The sequence below is a fragment of the Bacillus altaicus genome (assembly GCF_042136375.2).
Classification (GTDB): Bacteria; Bacillota; Bacilli; order Bacillales; family Bacillaceae_G; genus Bacillus_A; species Bacillus_A cereus_U.
The window spans coordinates 1,075,400-1,098,344 of the sequence record NZ_CM143394.1; the positions used below are offsets into that span (position 1 = coordinate 1,075,400).

The following is a 22,945-nucleotide window of genomic DNA, read 5'->3' on the forward strand; positions in this document are numbered from 1 at the left end:
CACGCCAGTAATGAACTTAAAGGAGAGTATGTAGGATATGGGTATTTTACAAGATCTTGAATTTCGCGGGCTAATTAATCAGCAAACAGATGCTGAGGGATTAGAGCAATTATTAGAAAAAGAAAGCGTTAAATTATACTGTGGTTTCGACCCGACAGCGGATAGCTTACATATTGGTCATATGTTACCAGTATTAATGTTACGTCGTTTCCAATTAGCTGGTCACCAACCAATCGCACTTGTTGGTGGTGGTACTGGTATGATCGGTGACCCAAGTGGTAAAAAAGCAGAGCGTACATTAAATACGAAAGATACAGTTGCTTACTACACGGAAAGCATTAAAAACCAACTTTCAAACTTCTTAGAGTTTGAAAATGTGGGCAACCCAGCAACGATGGCTAATAACTATGACTGGCTTGGTAACTTAGATGTAATTACATTCTTACGCGATATCGGTAAAAACTTCGGTTTAAACTATATGTTAGCAAAAGATACAGTAGCATCTCGTTTAGAAACTGGTATTTCATTTACTGAGTTCAGTTACATGATTTTACAATCATACGACTTCTTAAACTTATACCAACAACACAATTGCCGTCTTCAAATCGGTGGTAGTGACCAATGGGGTAACATTACAGCTGGTCTTGAATTAATCCGTAAATCAGAAGAAGATGCGAAAGCATTCGGTTTAACAATTCCGCTTGTTACAAAATCTGACGGTACGAAGTTTGGTAAAACAGAGGGCGGCGCAATTTGGTTAGACCCAGAGAAAACAACTCCTTACGAGTTCTACCAATTCTGGATCAATACAGATGACCGTGATGTAGTTAAATACTTAAAATACTTCACATTCTTATCTCATGAAGAAATTCTTGAGCTTGAGAAGCAAGTAACTGAAGCGCCAGAAAAACGTGCAGGACAAAAATCATTAGGATCTGAAATGACAAAACTTGTTCACGGCGAAGAAGCGTTAGAGCAAGCAATTAAAATTTCAGCTGCATTATTTAGTGGTTCTGTAGCAGAACTTACTGCAAGTGAAATCGAGCAAGGATTCAAAGACGTACCATCTGTAGAACGTACTGCAGAAGATACAGTATTAATCGACTTACTTGTAGAAAGCAAAATTTCACCATCTAAACGTCAAGCACGTGAAGATGTAACAAACGGTGCAGTCTACGTAAACGGTGAGCGTACACAAGCGTTAGACTACGTTGTAACAGAAAACGACCGCATCGAAGGTAAATTTACAATCATTCGCCGCGGTAAGAAGAAATATTTCTTAATTCGTTACTAATCAGAAACGAATTTAAAACAAATAGTACCCCGAATGGTAGGCTGAAAAGTCTATCGTTCGGGGTTTTTATGTATGCATTTAAATTGCCTCATGATTTCTTTTAAATAGAATATGAAGAATTAATACGAGCATATAAAGTAAGCTAATTAACATAACAACAAATGCTGTGGGATAAAACTTTGCTGCATATATAAAGAAATCGATTTGATAAATATCTTCATAATTTAAAACTGTCCCTTTAAAGTAATTCGTAAACTTCGCACTATATTTCCATTCATCAGGATAATCGATTAAATTACTTCCTTGATACCAACTAATAAGTGCTGAAGTAATAAACAGTATAAATGAACTACCGAATTGAACCATTTGGTTTATTGTCAAAATGAATCGAACCTCCCATTTTCTGGTTATTACATCGTGAGAATTTACTTTAATAAACTATTTCGGGGATAAAATAAAGTTAGCAGTCCTGTAACTTTTTTGTTTTAATCTCCTTTTCGAGTTCATACGGAAATCACATGTAAGCGATATGATAAACGTATCACAAATAGAAAGGAGTGGTAAAACGAAATGTCACTAGAAGCGCTCATTATTTTTTCTTTGCTAAACGCTGGTCAGCTTGCAGAGAGCACGAAGGTTGATGTACATAAAGAGCAGAAAGATGCTTATGTATATGTTCAGAAAGAGGAAAATAAATAATTTTATTTTATATAAATGAGAAACATATTAAATTTTAAAAAAGATAATTATCAGAAAATTAGAAAGGGAAATGTTATATAGAAAATATATAACCTGAATCATGAAGTTAAATGGGTGGTAATTTACACAAAATGTGTTTAACGGTTGAATTATAGTGTTACTATAAGACTTTGATGAAAGAGCAACTAATGCATAGTTGCTCCTTTTTATGTCGAATATCAGTAAGTGTTTTAAAAGAGGGAATTGCTAATTTCTGTAGAATTGGATATATGTATATATTGAAAAAACGGGAGATAAGGTAATGTTTGAAGAATTAAAAGTTGTATTTAAGGTTGTAATCGATTTAGCAAATGATTATGAAAGTTATCATGATAAGTATGGAATGAAAAGTTTGACTGTATCGCCTAGTGGAATGCAAGAACTTAAAGAGTTTAAGAATTCATCCGCAGGAAAAGAGTTAGAGAGAAGAGAAAATGCATTATATTATTTTTTAAAAGCCCTAGATTATGAGGTAATAAAGGCAATCCAAGTTGTTATGTATCTTGGAAGAGATCAAGATTATGATAAGAATGACACCCCAGAAAAGATTTACTCGGAATATAGACATTACTTTGGATCAAAAGGATGGGATGAGAAAGATATTATTATTAATATGGTAACAGAGAAAATTTCTTTGGGTAAATACTTACAAGACGGTTTAGGAATTTTAGGTGTGAGAGTGTAGAGTAGAAATTATAGAGATAAAAAGCATTTCTTATGAAGTGCTTTTTATTATATTAAGATTTATATTTAAATATTATTATAAAGAGATTTTAAAGTTAAAGGTACTTTCGTTCGGTGTGTTCTTTATGAGGCAATTACGTAGATAGTATATTATTGAATAATTGAAATTTTGTTGGAGGAATGATTTTCAAATGGTGGAGAAGTAAGGTTAGTTGATTTGATTATGGGATTAATCGAATATAGGAGTATAAACAATAAAAGGGACATAAAATGATGGAATACATACATCATTTAGTATCCTTTTTTGTATATTTTGTATAATAAATGCGAAATTCCACATTTATTATTATTCAGATTTTATCATATTTTTAGGGTAATATATTAATGTAAATGGGGGATTTGTTTATATGGCAACAGGAAAGAGTTTATACATCGCAAATTTTAATTGTACATTCGGAAATGAAAATAAGCCTATGTTGGATTACTTTGAAGAAATTATTATGCCAGCATTTCAACAATCGGTAAAAAGAGAAAGCGATGGTAACACATACTTTTTTGAAAATGTAAGATTGATAATGACAAAAGGGGATTTTATGCTAGGTGGGTTATTAATAAAGCGCACAAAATTAGAAGTAAAATCAATATATGAGGAAGGCAAAGGTTTAAAGTTAATTGATGAGATTTACCCTTCTGATCCATACTCATTTTTCCTAATAAATTTAAAGAATCATAGAATGGTAATTGTAAAGAATCAAAAAGGAAGTCCGACACTTGGGAATTTTTCAGCAACTGCGAAATTTGTGCTGAAGGATTATATTAGTAAGATCAATAAAGATATTGAGGAAAAAGAAGATAGGCTACCTGCTGTGAACCTTAATATTGTTGCTATTCCATTTGAAGATGCAATAAGGAAAGAATTGAGAAAGGTGAAAAAAATTAAGAATGTAATTCTGCGCTTTTATCCTTTGAATGGTGATATTGATGGAAAACAAGCATTAACCAGCTTGAGAGAAATGCTAGATGAAGTAGAGAGTAAAAATGGTCATGTCGAAATAAAAACGCCGGGCAATAAAGAGAAAGTTGTGGATCTGCTTGATGACACAAAAGGATTAGTACGGCCATCGCTTAGAGTTGAATACGATAACGGTTCAGCTAAAACATTAAGAGATGATTCTTTTACAGAAGAGATGAAAATACCTTTAGAGGATACAGGAAATCTTTATAAGGATCTAGATAATATAGCAGGTAAAGTTATAAATAAGGAGGAATTTACTGATACTAGTGAAGAAAATACAAGTATATATGGTAGATGGTTTGGGAAATTAGAGAATATGTTTAAGGGTTGATAGGAGGTAACGATGAACCAAGAGAAAAAGAATCAGTTAATTGCAAGTATAAGAAGGATGACTGATCCGAATACCAAGTCTGATCAGATTGTGATGAAGAGTTTAGCTCTACAAATCCCTTCAAAGCGCAGATTCTTATTTTTGGTACTAGTAGCAGTGGCCTTTTTTGCAATACACTATTGTATGTTAGTTCATTCTGAAGATTACATTGAGAATTTTACAGATCTTTTAGGGAATATTAATGATATCATTGTTCCAACTTTCGCAGTAATTATTACAGGTTACGCAATTTTTCAAGCTCTTGTGAATGGATCAACACTAATTAACTTAATGACAGTAAGTGAAGCTGATAAAAGTAAGTTTGAAGAATATAACTTATATTTCTTTGGGCTTAGTCTATTATATTTAGGGATAATTATTTTAAATTTATTGTTGATGTTATTTTTTAAGAATGTATCTGCGGATTGGAGTTTACCATTCGTCTCGCATCAAACAAATGAGATAATTGCCTCTGTACTAATGACAATGTATTTAGGGCTATTAATGCATTCTCTAATTGAATTGAAAAGCTTTGTTTATAATTTGTTCCAATGTTTCACAATTAATGCTGCTTCAAGTGGAATAGATTTTTTAAAAGAGGATAAGGAGAAAGAGAAAAGGCAAGATGGAACAGATGCGTAGAATTAGATAGGATGGTAAAAAGTTAACAGCGATATTAAAAAGAGAATATAAATAGAATTTTAGTGAATAGAGTCGTATCTTATTATAGATGCGGCTTTTCTGTTTCAATTGTTCTTTATAAAACTATGTAAGTGCTATGAATTTTATTTTTGAGGTGGGGAAACAGGCGGTATTTGATAATTAAACGGTTAAGAAAAACATTCGTCCACTTTGTATCTAATTCTTTAGGTTAAATGTAGTTCAAAATCCCCGTCAATACTATTTTGATTTCCAAATGTTTTTTCGTACAGATTAATGGTTTTTGTAAATGCGTTTTTTAATGCAAAGAGGTAGCCTTCTTCAGCTATAATTTCCTGTAATACTAAGCGTTGGAAGCCTTTTTCTTTCGCAAATGTTTTAAACCAATCAAGGACAATAAGTCCCTTTCCTTGATTACTTGGAGTAATGCTTATAGCGGCAATTGCCAAGTATGGAGATGGGAAAAACTCACTTCTAAGATTAATGGTCACTTTATATTCTTTAGAAGAAATATGTAAAGTATACTTAGAAAAATTTTGAATGAATTCTATTTCATCTTGTACTAATTCCTCTAATAATATTTTTAATTCTTGAAAGTCCTGTATATAAAGCGGGAATTTGGGGGGTTTTTTTCAAAATAAGTACGTTCTTTTATAGTTTGTTTTTTGCCTTGTTAATAACAAATAAAAAAAGCCCAGGCCCCTTGATAAACAAGGTTCCTAAGGCTTTTAATACGACTCTTTTCAGAGTACCGAGATTAACGAGAGTAGAACTCGATAGTATCAAAAAGCCTTATTATATCAGTGTTCGTAGCATGTTTATTATTAGCTAGCCCCAAAATTAGCCCCACTTTCCGCTAAACTCTGGCTAAATAGCTCTACTGACATGGACTCCATTTCCTTCAATACATGTCCATAAATTTCATAAATCATTTGTGGAGAATTCCCTAAACGTTCGGCAATTACTTTCACATTTAAACCTTGATTTAGTAGTATGGTACAGTGTGTATGACGTAATCCATGTATTGTAATTGAAGGAAGGTTTGTTTTATTTAATACTCTCCTGAATGCATAAAGAACGCTGCTATCAGTTATAGGTTTCCCGGTTTGGTATGATGTAAATACAAACGATTCATCTTGTAGTTTGTATCCAAAAGATAGCATTACTTCCATGCACCACTTACGATATGTTTTGAGTTGGCTGATAAGTACATCATCTATTAGAATTGTTCGATAGCTATTTTTTGTCTTGGGTGATCGTATCCCCTTATTATCTCTGGTACGTTCAATAGTAATTGTTTTATTATCAAAATCGATGTTTTTCCACTGCAATCCACAGGCTTCACCTCTCCGAATTCCTGTGTATGCAACGGTTAATAAAAATGTATAATTTGTGGTGTTTTCTTCACGCTTAGCTACTTTCAAAAATTCAACTAATTGCTCAGGTGTGAAGTAATTATTGTTTTCTTCTTTAATAGTTTCTTGGCTTGAAAGTTTAACTTTTGTGAAACGATTACGAGATAATATCTCATCTTCCACAGCTGCATTAATAGCAATCTTGAATAGGGTGTGAAATAAATGAACTGTACTTGGTTTGTATTTCTTTTCAAGTACATTCAAAAATTCTCTCTTATATGTGGTTCTATCCAATGTTTGCAACTTATAATGACCGAGTAATGGTTTCATTTGTAAGCGAATAGCCATTTCACGTTGCGCTCTAGAGGTTGGTTTCCAACTGTTTTTATGAGTGTTATACCAAATATCCAACCATTCTCCAATGGTCATTTGATCATGTTCGACCTGCTTAGATTCACCACGTATTGTTGCAGCCTTTACTTCTAAAAGGGATTTGAGAGCTGCCTTTTCTGATTTAAATCCACTTTTTTTCTTCTCTTTCCTTTTTCCTATATTGTCATAATACTTATGACGATACATCCACAGTTTTTCATTCTTTGCATTGAAATAATAGTATATTTCAGGCTCTTTTGCGGATTTGTGCAACTTCACTATTACCATTCCTTTCATTGCTTTGGCTGGCGTATGCATAGGAATAGGTAAGTGCTAATTGCTACTATTTATCTTTTGAGCGATCAGATGATTCTTTCTTTAAAAATGCAAACATATTTTCAAAGTCATCGTATTCTTTTTCGATTTTTTCATCTGAAGGATAGTTTACTTCAAGTTTTTCAAATAAAACATCTAACATTTTTATAGCTAGTTCTCTGTTTTCTCTAGTCAATGCTTTACCGTTAAAGTAAGCGTTACTCTGTTCTAGAAAATCTTTTATATCTGGATATTCACGTCTACGGTAATCTTCCACAAGATAAGATCTATTTTCTGCTTCAAAATAGGCTTCTTCTTCTTCAGGTGTCATTAAATCAAAAGGGTTTACATTTCTTCTTTGCTGTATTCCAGTTAAGTTAAGTTTTAGTTTCGCTATGCGTTTTTCTAGGCGGATCTTTCTCGCGTTTAAATTCTTTTTTTCTTCTTCGGAATTACATTGTTTCAGTTTATTTTCAATTGCCTGTAGTTCATTAACATTCATTAGATATGATGCCTCGTCAAATGATGCTTTTTCTTCTTGGGTTAAACTTACATCTTCTTCGTTTATATATCCTGCTTTTAACAGTAAATCGGTGTATCCGACATTTAATACTTTAGCCAATTCAACTATTGTTTTTGCGTTAGGAGTATTTGTGCCAAGTTCCCACATTCTTATTGTACTTTCAGCTTTCCCGAGTTTTTCAGCGAGTTGTTTTTGCGTAAATTTGTTGTTTTTTCGTAATTCTTTTATTTTTGCTCCAAATGTAGATGTTTTCATTTTTTTCACCTCTTATATAGTACATATTCTTATTAAAGCATCCTATAGGCTGATTAGCAAGAAAAAACAGCATAATAAATGCTTGACAGCATAATAAATGCTGTGATAAGTTATAAGCATAATAAATGCGGAAAGGTGGTGCAATTGAAAAATGACTGTGCGACTTAAAGTATTTAGACACGAAATCAAGCTAACTCAACAGCAAATGGCTAAGTCTATAGGGGTATCGCTTTCGATGTATGAGAAAGTCGAGCGTGGGAGTATCAAAGCATCAAGGAATTTTATAGATGCTTTAAAACACAAATATCCTCATGTTGATATTAATTATATTTTTTTTAGTGTTTAACAGCATCTTTAATGCTGTTAAGGGGTGGAGATAAAAAGGGGGCATAATAGTGATTCCGGCAAATGTACAAGTAAATATTGATGAGAAGGCAATCAAGGAATACATATTGCAGCAGATAGATCAACAAATGCATGAAACATTATTAATGGTTGATATTGAAAGATTAGTAGTCATTACATCTATGAGTAAAAGATTCCTAGAAGATGAGATTTTATCTGACCCCAGGATGCGCGTCATTGAGCGACGTCGCAATAGAAAACGGTGGTGGTTTTATAAGCAAACTCTTGAAGTGATAACAGAAATTGTAGATGAATGGTAGACGATAACGCTTTGGCTGGCGTATGCATAGGAAAATAAAACTGATTACATCTTTGTTGGTCAGATGGTCGAGCGGACCGAAAAAAATGCAATGTAGGCACTTATAGCTAATATGAGGGTGGCAACCTTAATTGAAAAAGAGTGAGGTGAATACATATGAACGGAGTATTAACCGCGACAAGGTTAATGAAAGCACATGAAATTGTAAAACGATGTGCTGTAGCAAGAAAAAATCCTGAGATTTTAGAAGCTATGGAGTTTGAAGCGAAGCAAAAGTTATATGAAATGAATAGTAGTAAATAAGGAGAGAAGAAATATGGATCAGTTAACGGTAGCAAAAGAGCAACCAATAGTATCAGGCCTAGTAAATGCAAAAATGTATTCAGAAAATCATGGTGAAGAAAGTGATTTGAAAAATTTCACGAGTGAACTTGATGGTGAACTAGGATCACTGGGAGTGAGCGTTGCGACTTTAACAGATGTAGAAGTTCTTTTAGCGCACTTAGTAGAAGATATGGATACAGCGGTATACAAAGGTGAGGAAATTTATTGTTTTAGCGTTTTTCACAGGAAGTTAAGAGTATATTGGCGATTATTAAACCATACAATCGGTGATTTAAATAAAGAATATGAAAAAGTAGATGAAATTAAAGATGGATTATTTAAAGAGGTAGTAAAGAATGGTAGTAAAAACCAATAAAAAAAGATATATGAATTGGCCGTTCATATATCTTCAAGAACAATTATTTATCTACTTATATTTTAACATCAAGTTTATTAGGTAGCAATAGGAGGTGAAATCTATGCTCGATAACTTTAATAATATACCAATAGAATTGAGAAACTTAACCCAGTGGGTGCTTTGGCGTAAAGAAAAAAGAGATGGTAAACCAACAAAGGTTCCATACCAAGTCAACAGCAAAATGGCACAGGCGAATAATCGTAACACTTGGGCTACTTTTGAAGAAGTTGTGGAAGTATATCAGCAAGGTGGATATAACGGAATTGGATTCATGTTTTCCAAAGACGACCCATTCATTGGGATTGATATAGATCATTGTGTTCTGGAAGGCAAGTTTACAGATTTAGCAGAGGATATTATGAATATCGTTCCGAGTTATACAGAATACTCTCCAAGCGGTGAAGGTATTCATATTATAGCAAAAGGAAAATTGCCATTAAGAGGCCCAGGTACAGGCAAAAAAAATCCTGCTATTGGTCTTGAGATATATCGGCATGGTCGTTATTTTACCTTTACTGGAAACGGCATAAATAATCTCCCTGTGGAAGAATCAACTGAAAAATTAAAGGTTATATTTCAAAAATATATAGAAAAGAAGGAAGTACCTGCAGCAATAAAAACACCTTCTGTTTCAAGGGGGGCTAACATCAACAATCTCTCCAATTCAGAACTATGGGAGCGAATGTTTAATAGCAAGAATGGTAGGGATATTAAGGATTTATTTTGTGGGGTGCTTATAAATGGTGATCATTCTTCAACTGACATGGCCTTATGTAATCATCTAGCATTTTGGACGGATAAAGATGCTGCAAAGATGGATTCCATGTTTAGAGAATCTTCATTACTTCGTGAGAAGTGGGATAAACCACATTCTTCTGATGGTCGTACATATGGACAAATGACAATTGAAAAGGCAATTGAATCTACCCACAGTTCTGTTTCTGATTATAACCGAAACAATGATGTTCATTTATCAAATAATGAACAAGCTAAAACAGCGGGTATAAAGAAAGGCACCTGGTGGGGCGAAAATAACGGAAAGATTAGTTTTTTGCATCATATCATGGTCGACTATATTTTACAGGAAAATAAAATTGTTCGTTTTCCAAATGAAGATGGTGATATCTATGTTTACAACGAAGCTACTGGAATATATGAACTGGATAAAACGTGTAGGAAATTACGTTCACTTGTTCGTGATGCAGAGATACTAAAAAGAAATCAAGTGCGTGAAGTACAAGAATACATTATGGACATGTCACCAGTAGTAAATGAAGAATCCAAGAATTATATAGCAGTAGAAAATGGTTTATTGCATCTTGATAGTATGCAATTTAAAGAGTTTACACCAGATGTATTTGTAACCAAAAAGATACCAACAAAATATAATTCAAGGGCTTTTGATTCATTTGTTGAAAGAACGCTGATGAAAGTATCTGATGGACATTTACCTACTATCACAAATATTCATGAAATGTTTGGAGCGGTTTTGTATCCAACCTTATTAGTTCCGAAAATGTTTTATTTGTATGGACGTAGTGCCCATAATGGGAAATCCACCGTTTTATATATGATACAGAAAACGTTCAATTCTGGGGAGAACATATCAGCGATAAGTCCGCAGAAATTGGCGGAAAATGCCTTCGCGGGTAGTAGTATTTATGGGAAATTGGCAAATATCGTAGATGATCAACCCGATGAGGTAATACGTGATAGTGGGACATTAAAAACTATCATTACAGGTGGATATGTCGACATCGAATACAAAGGAAAGGGTAGTCAAACAGTACAAATGAATACGGTATGTATTACAGCTAGTAATCACTATCCTAATTTCAGAGAGCACGGCAATCAGATTAATAAACGACTGCATATTTTACCGTTTGATCATAATTTTATGAACGACCCAGATCGTATATCTGAAATGGAAAGCATGAAACAACTTGAAACAGTAAGTGCAAAGGAATACGTCTTGAAATTGGCTGTAGATGCAATAAAGGATATGAAGCAACGCACGGCCGATATCCTAACGTACAACGAGAAGGCGGAGGAAGCGAAACAGAACTTTATGGAATACAATGATCCACTTGCTGACTTCTTTTTTGAATATGATAAACAATTTTTCGAAAGAGTCAGAGGGACGGATGCTCTAAAGGCATATGATGAGTGGTGTAAAGATAATCATATTCAATATCCATTAGATCAAAAACGATTCAAAGATGCTGTTTGTGCTAAGTTCGGTATGGAGTGGAAAGACAAAAAAGTAAAAATAAATGGTACATCAAAAACAGTGAAGGGCTTTAAAATAAAACCAGCAACTTATTAGCAACCAACGTGAGCCTTAGAGTGGTAATGGTTTGAAGTGTTTGTGTTGCGCAAACAGCAACCTTTCGGCAACTAGTACAATCCTTAGAGCCATAAGGGTTTGAAGTGTTCTAGTTGCTAGTTTATATATAAACTTAATTAAAAATGCATTTATGTATATAACAAATATACTTATTAATTAATTGTTGGATAAATGCACGAACGGAGATAGGGTAACGAGCAACCAGCAACCAAACATGTAAAAACCTTAGAACCGTAAGGGATGAACATGGTTGCTGAAGGTTGCCGTGGTTTCTAAAACAAGCAATAAAAAATGGAGGTAGAGAAAATGGCAATTAAAAAAGCTCCAATCGTATTAGCGATTGAACGTGATGAAAAAGGAAATCTTAGTACATGGTGTCAATACTGTAGAAAGTTTCATCACCACGGAACAGGTGAAGGGCATAGGGATGCACATTGTTTTGAGGAAGATAGTCCTTATACTCGTACAGGTTATGTTCTAAAGAAGATGAAGCTGGGTGGTAAAGAGATTACTAGAAAAGCGAATTAAATCTAAGTAGGTGATATGTAATTGAATTGGTTGAAAGACTATCAGAAATTAGAAAAGGACATTGCTTATTTGGAATACAACTTAGATAAAACAAAGGCTGAATTAAAACGCTGGATCAGTGGCGACTTACAGAATGTTCGTCTAACTGCTGAGTCAGATGGCGCAAAAGTAGAAGTACATATTGAAGCAATTGAGTATGAACTGGCTCATAAGCTGAATGATATGTACAAATTGAAAAAGTTAGTGAGTACATTCAAAGGATTAGAAAATAGAATACTTAAGCTGAAATATATCGATGGAATGACGTTAGAACGGGTAGCAGAGGAGTTAAATTATAGTACAGGCTATATTAACAAGAAACATGCTGAGATTATGAGGGAAATTAAGTTTACAGGAGATTAAAGATAGGAGGATAGAGAACTGTGGAAGGTATTGAAATGAACGATTTATCATCCCCCCTATCAAAAAACAAAATAAAGCACTTATGGGAAGACGGGTAGTATGGGGGCATTTCTATCGTTAGACAACATTTTTAAAAAATAAAGGGGGGTGTTTGATACGAAAATGCCAATAAAGATGTTGAAAACCTTGCTATATCAACAATTCAGAACATGTAATCTTCAGTTTTTAAGTTGAAAAATAGGGTGTTTTTATAGGTTTAATACGTGAAAAAGTGGGGATGTTCTATCTTCATTTTGTCGATATTTGTTGAAAAGATATTAAAAGGAGGTGTGGGAAATGACTAGACAGTATGAGACCGCATCTATGGCTCACAGAGAACTTAGGGCTAAATTCGAAATGGAAAAGGAAGAAGAATTAAGAATTAGCATTTTGAAACAGATAAAAGATGCTTTGAAAAAAATAAGTAAATTGCAATAAAACTATAAAAATAAAAGGAGATATAACAATGAAATATGAAGAAATGATTAAAAAAGCGAATTTGTACAATGAAATGTTGGAGGTATTAGCTAGACCGTCACAATTAATTACGGAGAGCCAGAAAAAAATTAATTCCTTAAAGAAAGAAATTGAAGAGCTCGAATCAGATGATAAACAACAAGTGTTAAACAAATTGAATCCTAAGAAATTCTTCTTCAAAAAACAAGAATCAGTTGATGTTGAGGAACTCATTTTAAAAAAGGAAATTGAAATACGTAGAGAAGAAAAAGTAATCGAGAAATTACAAGATACAAAACTAACCGAAATTGTGGATCTTAATGGTGTTGTAGATGAGACGCAAAAGATTTTGGATAAAAAGCATAAAGCTGTGGAGGAGTTAAAATCTAAAGCGTTAAAAGCTAGGGAGGAATACCATAAGTTAGTAGATGAATATGAACAAGAATATCTAGAATATAAAAGGTTTGGTGAGGCCGTTCGTTCTAAAGTTAATTCGGTTAAGAAAGCTGATTATGTTCCTGAATACCATGGTGATAATGGCTACGCAACCCAAGGAAAACAATTGGTCGTTCATGAAGCTGATAGTGAAATTATTAATGGAGCCAGAAAACATGCAATTAATAGAATGATTTATTAATAATTTGTATGGTATCGGATGTGATATAAATGGAAATACGTTGTTCGGTTGGAGAACTTAAATTAACGACACGTAGTGAGAGCAAAGAAAAGATAATCAGTGGTTATGCAGTTAAATGGGACAAATGGTCTATTAAGATATACTCGAACAGAAAGCAATTTTATGAGCGAGTGAAAAAAGGAGCATTTCAAGAGTCCTTGAAAGAAAAAGACCAATTCGCATTATTTAATCACAATAAAAATAAATTTTTAGGGGAAATTCAAGATGGTAGTTTAACCTTGGAAGAAGACAGTGTGGGCTTAAGTTTCAAGCTAATACTACCTGATAATGATCTAGGACAAAAAGTATACCAGGAAGTGACTAGTGGTAAATTATCGCAAGTATCTTTTACCTTTGTAGATGAAAATTCAACTTGGGAAACCAAACACGAAGAAGAGTATAGGACTATTTTAAAGGCTCGTTTACGTGAGATTAGTCCGGTCTACAATCCGGCATATCCGGATACTACTGTTGTGGAAGGAGATAAGCGACAACATTTGTTGGTGAAAGAGCAAATTGATCATACACTGTTTGAGTTTGAAAGGAGAGAATTAATCCGAAAGATTAAGAGTGCTTTAAAGTTGGGAAATTAATCTATTCAGAGGTAGAATCAACTGTGTATCGTTTGGAGATTTAAATAATTAAGTAGAAAAAAACCGATGCACCTTTTATTAAGCATCGGTTTTTTATGTTATTACTGTTCTTTAACATTCTAGTTCACCATATAGTAATTCAATTTGTTTTTTTCCTAAAATAACAGATTGATCATCAATAATCCCTTTTTTATTCAATTCTAATAAAGAGTAATATAGACGATAGTGATAATCTAACTTTAGCTTAATGTCAGTGTGGTCATCGTTTAAATCATCGATAATCTGATAATATTTTTCCTTTAGTAGAGCGTAAAAGTTATTTTCTTTTAAACTAGCAATCTCAGTAATAGTAAAACCAATAATAATTCGATTATATTGATTCCACAGAGCAAGTTTTCTTCTCTTTCCTTCACTATTTTGCCACATGGTAGTACCTTTACTAAATGTTTTGTACGATGAGAAAATACCTAATTTTGATAGTTTATCCCGTAAAAGTTCGTCTAAGTTACTTACTTCTCTTGAACCGATTGATCGTGTATGATTTTTTGATTCACCTATAAGACGAAGACCAACGTGATCGCTAATGAATTTTGGAGTAACACCATCTAGAAATTCAATAATGTGATCAATTTGATTTTCTGAGGTTTTAACATTGTCATAAACTTTTATATGTTTAAATCGTTTATAAACGTATGTCATTAATTCCTCAAGGGAATCACCTTTTTCTTTTTTCGTTCCAGATTTAAAGGCGTCATCCACCTTTTTTACCATGTCATCGAATTTCTGATAATCTTTATTTGGAATTGGTCTCCAAATATCATCATCATCTGCATAGTCTATATATTGATTGTAGTTAATACTATTATTCATCTGCATCACCGATCATCTTAGTATTTATCTTATAGAATACTCGAATGTCTCTAGTCATTAGTGTTGATCCACAATCAGGGCAATAATCATTTTCCCTTAAAAATTCTAGTAATTCTTCTTCATCTTCAAATTCAAAGGCATCAACCAAGTCGGTATCTGAATTATTACATCTCAAGATGAAATTAGTTTTTAATATTGATCTTGAAACCATACAGTTAAGTAGCCTTATAATTGTACCGACTGGCAATTTGGATTTTCTTGATAAAAAATAAGGAGAGATACTTTCATCTTCTCTAAGAATGGTTAAACATTCATTTAATACTTTCAGTTGTTGCTCCTGTATCTTCAAATTCTTGGATTGATTTATATTTGCTAAGGTTAAATAAAACATCGTCAACTATCTCCTTTGGGGTACCGGAGTTTTTCACCCTCTTTAAAGAAATAAAATTATAACTTTTTGAAATCTTATATGGATAAGGTTTTCCATTTTCGGAGTAAGTAATACCCAGGGATGAAACCAAGGTGTTTTCCATCATCATTTTAACAATATTTCTTGAATCAGCATAGTTGAGAGGCTTTCCTTGTGAATTAGCCATAAAAGAGACAATACCTTTTCCGGCTTCGTGTAAGAATATAGAAAAAGGTTTTTCTTTTGGAATTTGTTTGTAGACCTCTATCAATTCTGTCTCATAACAATTTAATAATGCACGTTCAAATCTTTTTACAAAACTTTTCTTTTTAAAAGCATCTTCTTTGGATGTTAGAGTGTCTACTAAGCCCTTTAAGTCTGAATTTGTAAAATGTGATAATTTCTTTTCAATGATAGGGTTGTTGTGATCAAAGTATTCTTCTACAATAACGGCCATCACTTCAAAGATCCAATCGGGATTGGTATAATTAAAAGCTAAAAAGTTTTTTCTAAAATAGTCCATAAACATCAAAGCTATATTATCGAACCCTTTGTCCTTATCTTTAATCATACTGTTTATAGATTGAACAGTATGGGTTGGATGTAATGATAGTCTAAAATGGTTCAATTTATAGTCTATAATAAGGTAGGCTGAATATATGTCTTTTTCTAAATAAGGATTGTTATCCTTGTCTTTCAATAATAAATATGAAGGAGCTACTAGTGTTATGATGATTTGCTCTTTCACCAGGTCCAATTTTGAATGTGTAATCTGTATTCCATTGAGGCTATCAATGTTTGTATCAACGATATGTCCGGTCTTCTTTTTGATTTTCTCATAGAATGTTTGGATTGGATTTTTTGAAAAAACTGTTTTCACTTCAGGTTCAAAGATGTAAATAGTGTTATTACCATGCATATGAACATGATTTAACCATGTAATAAAAAAATCAAAATTAATTTCATCCATCATCAAAGAATGTATTACTTTATCACTTTTATTTTTTAGTGATCCACCTAGTGTGAGAGCTGGGTAGTGTTCTTTTAATAAGGTGAAATGGTTGCCTCCAGCTTTATCTATAAAGAAAAATAGATTGTGCTGCTGTTGTTCAGTTAAGTCCATATAGCTTTTCATTTTTACTATTCCTCCATACTTATTTAACGTTTCAATTTGTCTAACCAAAATCCGGGAGATAAATAATCTCTTAATTTATGAATTGGATGATTAGTTAAACAAATACATAAATATATATACTTACAGGATATATTAAAATATGGAAAAATGGAATAATAAGCAAATATTTTAGAAGTATTTCAATACTTAATGTAATTGTAAAGGGGGATTCCTCATAGATGATTTCTTATAGAGAAAATAAAAAGCATCTCTATTGAGATGCTGAGCTTAAATATATTCAGTTATTTTAATTCTTGTTGTTTTAAATAGGTTACTGCTTCTTGAATATGATTTTTAAATGATTCAGCGGATTGTTTATTGTGGCGGCCATCATAAGTTGCAGAATTAGCATTGTATAGAGAAGCCTTAGAAAAAGTTACTAAAGAACCTTTTAGATATCTACCAATTAGTCTAGCTTCTTGTGGCAAGGGTTCACCATAGTATTCTCCTTGATCCCAATAGCCTCTAGATATATATTTTCCTGGAGATAATTCTACTAACTCTTCTTCTGGATATGAGGATTCTCCATAGACTCCAGATGGCTCCAATGAGTCTAATTCTAGTAGAAAGTATGCCCATTCATAGTCCGCATCTGAAAGCCATTGGAAAATCAATTTTTTTGGTTTTAACACATGTCCTATAGATTCCAACTTTAACTCAATGCAGCCATCTTCGTTTGATAATTTACAGCCAGTTAAATCTAGTCCACCACCTTGTGGTAAAAATGTATGATTTAATGCATTGTTTTTGCCAATAAAATTTAATACCTCAACAATAGCCTTAGGATCATGCCATTCTTTATTAAGTGGTACGTCCCCTTTAAATAATGTTTTAATCATTTCTTCCCACTTGGGTAACTCAGTAATTCTAAATGCATCGCTCATTAAAATATCCCCTCTATTTTACTTATTTTGAACAAAAGTTTATGTACTTACAAGAATTATTTTACATTTATAGATGCATAAACCCTCCAACAGTATAGCACATATTAGAGACTTATCTATTGAATAAAAGTTTCGATAGTTTACAGTTATTAGTTACTTCGTCATTCATAAATCTTTGATTAAATACGTAATTTTCCATAAACCATTATTATATAAAATAAAAGAATCAACTCATTAAAGTAAGGGCGGACTCTTTCTAAAAAAATATTAAAATTATTATAATGTCATTTTAAATATTTCTTGATCCAATGGAACTTGAGTGGTTTTAAATGTTTGTTCATCATAAGGAAGATAGAAACGATAAGTGTCTCCATACATATAAATCCAAAATTTTAATTGTGTACCGCCACCAGATAATCCATGTTTGATTTCATTGATGTTTTTAAATGTATGATGATGCACGTTACCTTTTAAATCTTCTACTACTAAAAATAAGCTGTTTTGATTTAATCTAAAATAACGTAAAATATGCTTTGATTCATAGCATGTTGACGTTTGGAAATTTGAATCGATATCAATTTCTTTATTTAACGATAAGTAGAGCGTTTTATATAAGTTTTGTAATTCATATTGTAGTTCTTTTTTTGATGTGGCAGTGTGGATTGGCTTTAATGTAACGCAGTATTCCTCATCATCTAAAGTGTAAAGAAAATCAGGAACTAATCTTCTAGTTTCAATGGCTTTGTATTTAATATTGTGCTCATTGAAAATGTAGGTTGAAGGTAGTATCTTTATTTTTTCCTCTAAATCTAACAAGTGTAATTCACCTATTCCATTCAGAAACCCTTTTTTTAGATGATCTAAATTAGTATATTTTTGTAAGTGGAGATGATAATTTTCTTCTTTTTTATCGGCGTTAGAAGCGTGAATTTCAACTTTATAAGCTTGCTCTATATTGAATTGTGCTGATAACTCATTTATGTTTCGACAATAAATATTAGCAGCATCGATGTGAGAACGAGTAATATTTTCTTTAATTTCTTTTGATTTTGCACCTTCTGGATTTATAAAATCGATAAAGTTTTTTAATGTACCAAGTAAAGTATTGGTCATTGGATAATACCCCCTTAATATTTATTTTAAGAATATTTTACCATATTTTAAAAACAGGCTGCCTAGCTATAACATGAAATATTTTACATAGGATATCAGAAAATATTTCATGATTGAAGATAGTATCTTAAGTTAAGATGTTATTTTAAGAAATGGACGAGGAATTTACTTAACTAATTAGTAGGTTCTTTTTTGTTTAATTTAAAAAGGTGTATATGTAACTCAAAGCGAACATATCCATATTCAAAATGAAAGGGTGAGTCGATGATTATTAGAGAAGGTATTGAGGTAACTAGAATTACCTTAGATGGTTATGAATTACCGATTCCAGAAGGATATTATGAGTTTCTACTTCGTGCTGGGTATTGGGGATACGGTGAAGAAGTAGAAAAAATAAATCGTGAGGAAATTTTGTCGGATTATGACAGGAAAGTGGTCATGAAAGATGGTAAATTACGAACGATATTAACTTATAAGGGGAATAAAAAGAAAAGAGGTAAAAAATTATGAATGAAAGGGTGGATCGTATGGAACGTAAAGAGTCTAAAGAAAGGACGATATTAGATAACCCACCTAGTGAAGAAACAGCATTGAAAATGGTTGAATTTTTTTTGAGAACATCGGTTCCACGTATATTAGCTGCTCGTAAGGTTGAAGAGAAAGCTAAACAAAATGTGAAGTAATGTAATAAGAGGGGTTTACTATATCGTGATAACCTTATGTGGTAATATATATTTACAACATAAGGAGGTAGAAAATGGTTTGGATTACGCTAGTTATATCTTTTTTAACTTTATCAGTGTCAAGTTATAGCGCTATAACACTAAATAAAAACAAAGAAAAAGATCGTAGGATTGCTGTAGAATTATCTGAGAAAAGAAGAATGCAAAATGATTTATTTGAACACATTACAAAAGTTCTTGATATAGGTAGAAGGTGTGATGTAGAAACTGATGAAAAAGAAAAGCAAAAAATGAAATTTGAATTGTTAGATCACAAAATATTTATTTGGATTAACTTAGATAGAAAAAACAAATTCACAAAAGATTTAAGGGAAAACTGTAATGAATATGTTACTCGGTGTGCTGATTTTTTAAGCACATCGGATGAAAAGGAAAAATCACATTATCAGAGAGCTTCTGAGCAAAATAAAAAGGTTATATGGGTTTTAATTGATAAATATATTGAGGAAGAAAATAAATTAATAGAAGGATTAATGTAGTCACATTCAACAACTGAATGTGGCTTTTTATTATACCTTGGATGTGAGGAAAGCTTTAATAAGATTCTTCCATAAACAAAACTTTATATTGAGAAGGAAAGAGAACATGAATAATAAAGGTAATTAAAGTATCATAATTCATTTTCTTATTCTGTTAACACTTACCCATTTCTATACACACGCCAGCCTTATAATTTTTTTGCCCCAAACTAGCCCCACTTAGCCCCAGGGACATTCTTTTTTATGCCTTATTTTGCGTTGTTAATAATAAATAAAAAAGCCCAGGCCCCTTGATAAACAAGGTTCCTAAGGCTTTTAATACTACTCTTTGCAGAGTACCGAGATTAACGAGAGTAGAACTCTACGATTAATGCTTCGTTGATTTCAGCTGCTAACTCAGGACGCTCAGCGTGACGAGTGTAAGTAGCTTCTAACTTATCAGCATCGAAAGTTAAATATTCTGGTACGAAGTTGTTAATTTCGATCGCTTCTTTAACAACAACAAGGCTGTTAGATTTTTCGCGAACACCGATAGTTTGACCAGGTTTAACGCGGTAAGATGGGATATCTACGCGAGCTCCATCAACCGTGATGTGACGGTGGTTTACTAATTGGCGAGCTGCACGACGAGTGCGAGCTAAGCCCATGCGGTAAACTAGGTTGTCAAGACGAGCTTCAAGAAGGATCATGAAGTTTTCGCCGTGCTTACCAGGCATTTTACCTGCTTGGTCAAATGTGCGACGGAATTGACGCTCAGTCATGCCGTACATGTGACGAAGTTTTTGTTTCTCTTGTAATTGTAAACCGTATTCTGAAAGTTTCTTACGTTGGTTAGGACCGTGAGGACCTGGTGCGTAAGGGCGTTTTTCTAATTCTTTTCCTGTGCCGCTTAGAGAGATTCCAAGACGACGAGACAGTTTCCATGCTGGACCTGTATAACGAGCCATAGTTGACTCCTCCTTCAAAAATGTTTTTATTTTCGTAAAATAAAAACAGACGTAATCGATATTTACGGGTATTTTGTTTTCATGTACCTTCGCTCCAGCAGCAGGGAGTTACGAGATACACCTCCGCAGAGGAACAAAATACAAACGATAAACTCACATTACAAGGCTGCCTTTTTATTTTACACAAACGCTATTATATCTTTTAGCTACAGTTTCGTCAAGCGACTCCCTTTTTGTTTTATGCAGATAAATTTTGGAAATTAACAAGAAGGAATTTAAAACAATATGAAAGAAAAGATAGAAACACAAGTAAAACGCTTACATAAAATGTAGTAAAAACGTTCATCAGATTTTTCTTGGTGGATATGTGGCAATAAAGACATAAGGGGGATGTTTTTATGAAAAAGCAACATATGGAGACAGCATTAATTCATCACGGATATGAATCAAATGAAAATAAAGGGAGTTTAACACCACCTTTATTTCAAACTTCTACATTTACGTTTGAGACAGCACAGCAAGGAGAAGCGAGTTTTGCGGGAGAAGATCCATCTTATATTTATTCAAGGCTTGGGAATCCAACTGTGAAATTATTTGAAGAACGTATGGCTGTTTTAGAAGGTGGAGAGGAAGCGCTGGCGTTCGGTTCAGGTATGGCAGCCATTTCAGCAACGTTAATCGGTTTTCTAAAAGCTGGAGATCATATTATTTGTTCGAATGGATTATATGGATGTACGTACGGTTTTTTAGAAGTATTAGAAGAAAAATTTATGATTACTCATTCGTTTTGTGATATGGAGACAGAGACTGATATTGAAAATAAAATTCGTCCAAATACAAAGCTCATTTTTGTGGAAACACCGATTAATCCAACGATGAAATTAATTGATTTAGAAAAGGTGATCGGGGTAGCGAAGCGCAATGATTTGCTTGTTATTGTCGATAATACGTTTTGTTCACCTTATTTACAAAGACCTCTTGAGCTTGGTTGTGACGCCGTCGTTCACAGTGCGACAAAATATATTGGTGGTCACGGGGATGTTGTAGCGGGTGTAACAATTTGTAGAACGAAAGCGTTAGCTGACAAAATTCGTCCGATGCGAAAAGATATCGGCGGTATTATGGCGCCGTTTGACGCGTGGTTATTGTTACGCGGATTAAAAACATTAGCAGTAAGAATGGATCGTCATTGTGATAATGCGGAAAAAATTGTATCGTTTTTGAAAAATCATGAAGTAGTAGAAGGTGTTTGGTATCCGGAGGGAGAATTAGCATCTCGGCAAATGAAACGAGGCGGGGGCGTTATTTCTTTTTCAATTAAAGGCGGGAAAGAGGAAACACAGTCGTTTATCAATGACCTCCATTTTATTACAATTGCCGTAAGTTTAGGTGATACAGAAACGTTAATTCAGCATCCAGCGACGATGACGCATGCAGCTATTCCAGCTGAACTAAGAAAAGAAATGGGTATTTTCGATAATTTAATACGCCTATCTGTCGGCTTAGAATCATGGGAAGATATCGTTTCTGATTTAGAACAGGCACTAAAGAGGATATCTACTGTTAGCAATCAATAAAGTGAAACTTTAATCAGTGGGGGTTTTGTCCATCCCCCGAATTTTGAGGTGGGAGTCCTACTGTCCGCAAATAGCGGGATAAAAAAGAGTGAGCTATCGGTTTCGTACGTTACGTACTTAATCGATAACTCACTCTTTTCTTTATTAAATATGTTTTAGGAGTGTTTCCACAAACTTTTCTAAATAATGCTGATCTACTTCATCGAAACGATTTTTTTCAGGACTATCAATATCAAGTACACCAATGATAGTTCCTTCTTTCAGAATCGGTACAACGATTTCAGAATTAGAGGCACTATCGCAAGCGATATGTCCTGGAAATTGGTGAACATCTGCTACAAGTTGCGTTGTTTTTGTTTCAGCTGCAACGCCGCAAACACCGCGTCCGAACGGAATACGCACGCAAGCTGGCATTCCTTGGAATGGTCCAAGAACAAGCTGATTTCCTTCTGTTACATAAAAGCCAACCCAATTAACGCGATCTAAAAATTGATTTAATAGTGCGGACGCATTTGATAAGTTTGCGACTACGTTCGGTTCGCCAGTTAATAATGCATCCAGTTGTTTAATTACTGTCTCATATTGCTTTTCACGAGATCCTGCATAACTTTCTTTTGTGAACATGGAAACAACTCCCTTTTTATCGAGATATGTAAAATGGTAGCAAAATACGATGTATTTCACATGACTTTGTCGATAGAAAATTAAAGGAATTTGTCTT

General features: G+C 33.3%; 30 protein-coding genes. 19 read left to right on the plus strand and 11 right to left on the minus strand.

Going from position 1 to position 22,945, the window contains the following annotated elements; translation table 11 throughout:
• The first annotated feature begins 37 nt into the window (after positions 1 to 37).
• Positions 38 to 1,294 (plus strand): tyrosine--tRNA ligase, encoded by a 1,257-nt coding sequence (gene tyrS / locus ACE38F_RS05620; protein ID WP_215554415.1) that lies wholly within the window; start codon positions 38 to 40, stop codon positions 1,292 to 1,294.
• Positions 1,295 to 1,372: 78 nt separating this feature from the next.
• Here the strand turns inward: tyrS and ACE38F_RS05625 are convergent, their stop codons facing one another.
• A complete protein-coding gene (locus tag ACE38F_RS05625) occupies positions 1,373 to 1,675 on the minus strand; it encodes a YjdJ family protein (protein WP_375370012.1) in 303 nt (100 codons plus the stop codon).
• Positions 1,676 to 1,864: 189 nt separating this feature from the next.
• Between ACE38F_RS05625 and ACE38F_RS05630 the strand changes: the two genes are divergently transcribed.
• The 4 genes from ACE38F_RS05630 to ACE38F_RS05645 all read left to right on the plus strand — a co-directional run bounded on the left by ACE38F_RS05630 (position 1,865) and on the right by ACE38F_RS05645 (position 4,743).
• Positions 1,865 to 1,993: a hypothetical protein gene (locus ACE38F_RS05630; RefSeq protein WP_002015573.1), complete on the plus strand. Its 129-nt coding sequence runs from the start codon at positions 1,865 to 1,867 to the stop codon at positions 1,991 to 1,993.
• 301 nt (positions 1,994 to 2,294) lie between these two features.
• Positions 2,295 to 2,717 (plus strand): hypothetical protein, encoded by a 423-nt coding sequence (locus ACE38F_RS05635; protein WP_375370011.1) that lies wholly within the window; start codon positions 2,295 to 2,297, stop codon positions 2,715 to 2,717.
• Between the two features lie 406 nt (positions 2,718 to 3,123).
• Complete coding sequence (locus ACE38F_RS05640; RefSeq protein WP_375370010.1) at positions 3,124 to 4,062, plus strand: hypothetical protein; 939 nt, start codon at positions 3,124 to 3,126, stop codon at positions 4,060 to 4,062.
• A 12-nt stretch (positions 4,063 to 4,074) separates the two neighbouring features.
• Positions 4,075 to 4,743 (plus strand): hypothetical protein, encoded by a 669-nt coding sequence (locus tag ACE38F_RS05645; RefSeq protein ID WP_375370009.1) that lies wholly within the window; start codon positions 4,075 to 4,077, stop codon positions 4,741 to 4,743.
• A 224-nt stretch (positions 4,744 to 4,967) separates the two neighbouring features.
• On the opposite strand, the gene ACE38F_RS05650 is transcribed toward ACE38F_RS05645, so the two are convergent.
• From ACE38F_RS05650 to ACE38F_RS05660, 3 genes are all read right to left on the minus strand, one after another.
• The gene (locus tag ACE38F_RS05650; protein ID WP_375370127.1) at positions 4,968 to 5,366 is read right to left on the minus strand and encodes an N-acetyltransferase; all 399 of its coding nucleotides are present in this window, start codon (positions 5,364 to 5,366) and stop codon (positions 4,968 to 4,970) included.
• A 219-nt stretch (positions 5,367 to 5,585) separates the two neighbouring features.
• The gene (locus ACE38F_RS05655) at positions 5,586 to 6,767 is read right to left on the minus strand and encodes a site-specific integrase (protein ID WP_462782397.1); all 1,182 of its coding nucleotides are present in this window, start codon (positions 6,765 to 6,767) and stop codon (positions 5,586 to 5,588) included.
• 64 nt (positions 6,768 to 6,831) lie between these two features.
• The gene (locus tag ACE38F_RS05660) at positions 6,832 to 7,581 is read right to left on the minus strand and encodes a helix-turn-helix domain-containing protein (RefSeq protein ID WP_305453416.1); all 750 of its coding nucleotides are present in this window, start codon (positions 7,579 to 7,581) and stop codon (positions 6,832 to 6,834) included.
• A gap of 151 nt (positions 7,582 to 7,732) precedes the next feature.
• Here ACE38F_RS05660 and ACE38F_RS05665 point away from each other — a divergent pair, with 151 nt between their 5' ends.
• The 10 genes from ACE38F_RS05665 (at position 7,733) to ACE38F_RS05710 (ending at position 14,028) form a co-directional block, all read left to right on the plus strand.
• Positions 7,733 to 7,927, plus strand: a complete 195-nt coding sequence (locus ACE38F_RS05665) for a helix-turn-helix domain-containing protein (protein ID WP_305453414.1) — start codon at positions 7,733 to 7,735, stop codon at positions 7,925 to 7,927.
• A 49-nt stretch (positions 7,928 to 7,976) separates the two neighbouring features.
• Complete coding sequence (locus ACE38F_RS05670) at positions 7,977 to 8,246, plus strand: hypothetical protein (protein WP_305453412.1); 270 nt, start codon at positions 7,977 to 7,979, stop codon at positions 8,244 to 8,246.
• A gap of 155 nt (positions 8,247 to 8,401) precedes the next feature.
• Positions 8,402 to 8,548, plus strand: coding sequence for a hypothetical protein (locus tag ACE38F_RS05675; protein WP_305453410.1), 147 nt, complete (start codon positions 8,402 to 8,404; stop codon positions 8,546 to 8,548).
• Positions 8,549 to 8,561: 13 nt separating this feature from the next.
• The gene (locus ACE38F_RS05680; protein WP_305453408.1) at positions 8,562 to 8,945 is read left to right on the plus strand and encodes a hypothetical protein; all 384 of its coding nucleotides are present in this window, start codon (positions 8,562 to 8,564) and stop codon (positions 8,943 to 8,945) included.
• A gap of 103 nt (positions 8,946 to 9,048) precedes the next feature.
• Positions 9,049 to 11,313, plus strand: coding sequence for a phage/plasmid primase, P4 family (locus tag ACE38F_RS05685; RefSeq protein WP_305453406.1), 2,265 nt, complete (start codon positions 9,049 to 9,051; stop codon positions 11,311 to 11,313).
• 327 nt (positions 11,314 to 11,640) lie between these two features.
• Positions 11,641 to 11,862, plus strand: coding sequence for a hypothetical protein (locus ACE38F_RS05690; RefSeq protein ID WP_305453404.1), 222 nt, complete (start codon positions 11,641 to 11,643; stop codon positions 11,860 to 11,862).
• A gap of 21 nt (positions 11,863 to 11,883) precedes the next feature.
• Positions 11,884 to 12,264: a hypothetical protein gene (locus ACE38F_RS05695; RefSeq protein ID WP_305453402.1), complete on the plus strand. Its 381-nt coding sequence runs from the start codon at positions 11,884 to 11,886 to the stop codon at positions 12,262 to 12,264.
• A gap of 336 nt (positions 12,265 to 12,600) precedes the next feature.
• A complete protein-coding gene (locus ACE38F_RS05700) occupies positions 12,601 to 12,741 on the plus strand; it encodes a hypothetical protein (RefSeq protein ID WP_305453400.1) in 141 nt (46 codons plus the stop codon).
• Between the two features lie 28 nt (positions 12,742 to 12,769).
• Complete coding sequence (locus tag ACE38F_RS05705; RefSeq protein ID WP_305453398.1) at positions 12,770 to 13,396, plus strand: hypothetical protein; 627 nt, start codon at positions 12,770 to 12,772, stop codon at positions 13,394 to 13,396.
• Between the two features lie 29 nt (positions 13,397 to 13,425).
• Positions 13,426 to 14,028, plus strand: coding sequence for an HK97 family phage prohead protease (locus tag ACE38F_RS05710; RefSeq protein ID WP_375370007.1), 603 nt, complete (start codon positions 13,426 to 13,428; stop codon positions 14,026 to 14,028).
• A gap of 111 nt (positions 14,029 to 14,139) precedes the next feature.
• Here ACE38F_RS05710 and ACE38F_RS05715 read toward each other — a convergent pair whose 3' ends face one another.
• From ACE38F_RS05715 to ACE38F_RS05735, 5 genes are all read right to left on the minus strand, one after another.
• The gene (locus tag ACE38F_RS05715) at positions 14,140 to 14,904 is read right to left on the minus strand and encodes a hypothetical protein (protein ID WP_375370006.1); all 765 of its coding nucleotides are present in this window, start codon (positions 14,902 to 14,904) and stop codon (positions 14,140 to 14,142) included.
• On the minus strand, positions 14,891 to 15,289 hold the full coding sequence (locus tag ACE38F_RS05720) for a hypothetical protein (RefSeq protein WP_375370004.1): 399 nt from the start codon (positions 15,287 to 15,289) through the stop codon (positions 14,891 to 14,893). Before ACE38F_RS05720 ends, ACE38F_RS05715 begins: the two co-directional genes overlap by 14 nt.
• Positions 15,210 to 16,442 carry a hypothetical protein gene (locus ACE38F_RS05725; RefSeq protein ID WP_305453390.1) on the minus strand — a complete coding sequence of 411 codons (1,233 nt, stop codon included), beginning with the start codon at positions 16,440 to 16,442 and terminating at the stop codon, positions 15,210 to 15,212. The genes ACE38F_RS05720 and ACE38F_RS05725 overlap by 80 nt, the downstream gene beginning before the upstream one ends.
• A gap of 281 nt (positions 16,443 to 16,723) precedes the next feature.
• Positions 16,724 to 17,365, minus strand: coding sequence for a serine/threonine protein kinase (locus ACE38F_RS05730; protein WP_305453388.1), 642 nt, complete (start codon positions 17,363 to 17,365; stop codon positions 16,724 to 16,726).
• Positions 17,366 to 17,641: 276 nt separating this feature from the next.
• Positions 17,642 to 18,478: a hypothetical protein gene (locus ACE38F_RS05735; protein ID WP_305453386.1), complete on the minus strand. Its 837-nt coding sequence runs from the start codon at positions 18,476 to 18,478 to the stop codon at positions 17,642 to 17,644.
• 264 nt (positions 18,479 to 18,742) lie between these two features.
• Here ACE38F_RS05735 and ACE38F_RS05740 point away from each other — a divergent pair, with 264 nt between their 5' ends.
• From ACE38F_RS05740 to ACE38F_RS05750, 3 genes are all read left to right on the plus strand, one after another.
• Complete coding sequence (locus ACE38F_RS05740; RefSeq protein WP_305453384.1) at positions 18,743 to 18,988, plus strand: hypothetical protein; 246 nt, start codon at positions 18,743 to 18,745, stop codon at positions 18,986 to 18,988.
• Entirely contained in the window at positions 18,985 to 19,161 is a 177-nt protein-coding gene (locus ACE38F_RS05745; RefSeq protein WP_305453382.1) for a hypothetical protein, read from the plus strand. The genes ACE38F_RS05740 and ACE38F_RS05745 overlap by 4 nt, the downstream gene beginning before the upstream one ends.
• 74 nt (positions 19,162 to 19,235) lie before the next feature.
• On the plus strand, positions 19,236 to 19,700 hold the full coding sequence (locus ACE38F_RS05750; protein WP_305453380.1) for a hypothetical protein: 465 nt from the start codon (positions 19,236 to 19,238) through the stop codon (positions 19,698 to 19,700).
• Positions 19,701 to 20,044: 344 nt separating this feature from the next.
• Here ACE38F_RS05750 and rpsD read toward each other — a convergent pair whose 3' ends face one another.
• Positions 20,045 to 20,647, minus strand: a complete 603-nt coding sequence (gene rpsD, locus ACE38F_RS05755) for a 30S ribosomal protein S4 (RefSeq protein WP_215554412.1) — start codon at positions 20,645 to 20,647, stop codon at positions 20,045 to 20,047.
• A 398-nt stretch (positions 20,648 to 21,045) separates the two neighbouring features.
• Between rpsD and megL the strand changes: the two genes are divergently transcribed.
• Positions 21,046 to 22,224, plus strand: coding sequence for a methionine gamma-lyase (gene megL, locus ACE38F_RS05760; protein ID WP_375370003.1), 1,179 nt, complete (start codon positions 21,046 to 21,048; stop codon positions 22,222 to 22,224).
• 144 nt (positions 22,225 to 22,368) lie between these two features.
• On the opposite strand, the gene ACE38F_RS05765 is transcribed toward megL, so the two are convergent.
• Positions 22,369 to 22,848 carry a GAF domain-containing protein gene (locus ACE38F_RS05765; protein WP_002160224.1) on the minus strand — a complete coding sequence of 160 codons (480 nt, stop codon included), beginning with the start codon at positions 22,846 to 22,848 and terminating at the stop codon, positions 22,369 to 22,371.
• Positions 22,849 to 22,945 lie beyond the last annotated feature (97 nt).

Bases quoted from the DNA above. Each gene is read 5' to 3' on its own strand.
- tyrS (WP_215554415.1), top strand. From the start codon at position 38: ATGGGTATTTTACAAGATCTTGAATTTCGCGGGCTAATTAATCAGCAA.
- ACE38F_RS05630 (WP_002015573.1), top strand. From the start codon at position 1,865: ATGTCACTAGAAGCGCTCATTATTTTTTCTTTGCTAAACGCTGGTCAG.
- ACE38F_RS05635 (WP_375370011.1), top strand. From the start codon at position 2,295: ATGTTTGAAGAATTAAAAGTTGTATTTAAGGTTGTAATCGATTTAGCA.
- ACE38F_RS05640 (WP_375370010.1), top strand. From the start codon at position 3,124: ATGGCAACAGGAAAGAGTTTATACATCGCAAATTTTAATTGTACATTC.
- ACE38F_RS05645 (WP_375370009.1), top strand. From the start codon at position 4,075: ATGAACCAAGAGAAAAAGAATCAGTTAATTGCAAGTATAAGAAGGATG.
- ACE38F_RS05660 (WP_305453416.1), bottom strand. From the start codon at position 7,581: ATGAAAACATCTACATTTGGAGCAAAAATAAAAGAATTACGAAAAAAC.
- ACE38F_RS05665 (WP_305453414.1), top strand. From the start codon at position 7,733: ATGACTGTGCGACTTAAAGTATTTAGACACGAAATCAAGCTAACTCAA.
- ACE38F_RS05675 (WP_305453410.1), top strand. From the start codon at position 8,402: ATGAACGGAGTATTAACCGCGACAAGGTTAATGAAAGCACATGAAATT.
- ACE38F_RS05680 (WP_305453408.1), top strand. From the start codon at position 8,562: ATGGATCAGTTAACGGTAGCAAAAGAGCAACCAATAGTATCAGGCCTA.
- ACE38F_RS05685 (WP_305453406.1), top strand. From the start codon at position 9,049: ATGCTCGATAACTTTAATAATATACCAATAGAATTGAGAAACTTAACC.
- ACE38F_RS05690 (WP_305453404.1), top strand. From the start codon at position 11,641: ATGGCAATTAAAAAAGCTCCAATCGTATTAGCGATTGAACGTGATGAA.
- ACE38F_RS05700 (WP_305453400.1), top strand. From the start codon at position 12,601: ATGACTAGACAGTATGAGACCGCATCTATGGCTCACAGAGAACTTAGG.
- ACE38F_RS05705 (WP_305453398.1), top strand. From the start codon at position 12,770: ATGAAATATGAAGAAATGATTAAAAAAGCGAATTTGTACAATGAAATG.
- ACE38F_RS05710 (WP_375370007.1), top strand. From the start codon at position 13,426: ATGGAAATACGTTGTTCGGTTGGAGAACTTAAATTAACGACACGTAGT.
- ACE38F_RS05715 (WP_375370006.1), bottom strand. From the start codon at position 14,904: ATGCAGATGAATAATAGTATTAACTACAATCAATATATAGACTATGCA.
- ACE38F_RS05720 (WP_375370004.1), bottom strand. From the start codon at position 15,289: ATGTTTTATTTAACCTTAGCAAATATAAATCAATCCAAGAATTTGAAG.
- ACE38F_RS05725 (WP_305453390.1), bottom strand. From the start codon at position 16,442: ATGAAAAGCTATATGGACTTAACTGAACAACAGCAGCACAATCTATTT.
- ACE38F_RS05730 (WP_305453388.1), bottom strand. From the start codon at position 17,365: ATGAGCGATGCATTTAGAATTACTGAGTTACCCAAGTGGGAAGAAATG.
- ACE38F_RS05735 (WP_305453386.1), bottom strand. From the start codon at position 18,478: ATGACCAATACTTTACTTGGTACATTAAAAAACTTTATCGATTTTATA.
- ACE38F_RS05740 (WP_305453384.1), top strand. From the start codon at position 18,743: ATGATTATTAGAGAAGGTATTGAGGTAACTAGAATTACCTTAGATGGT.
- ACE38F_RS05745 (WP_305453382.1), top strand. From the start codon at position 18,985: ATGAATGAAAGGGTGGATCGTATGGAACGTAAAGAGTCTAAAGAAAGG.
- ACE38F_RS05750 (WP_305453380.1), top strand. From the start codon at position 19,236: ATGGTTTGGATTACGCTAGTTATATCTTTTTTAACTTTATCAGTGTCA.
- rpsD (WP_215554412.1), bottom strand. From the start codon at position 20,647: ATGGCTCGTTATACAGGTCCAGCATGGAAACTGTCTCGTCGTCTTGGA.
- megL (WP_375370003.1), top strand. From the start codon at position 21,046: ATGAAAAAGCAACATATGGAGACAGCATTAATTCATCACGGATATGAA.
- ACE38F_RS05765 (WP_002160224.1), bottom strand. From the start codon at position 22,848: ATGTTCACAAAAGAAAGTTATGCAGGATCTCGTGAAAAGCAATATGAG.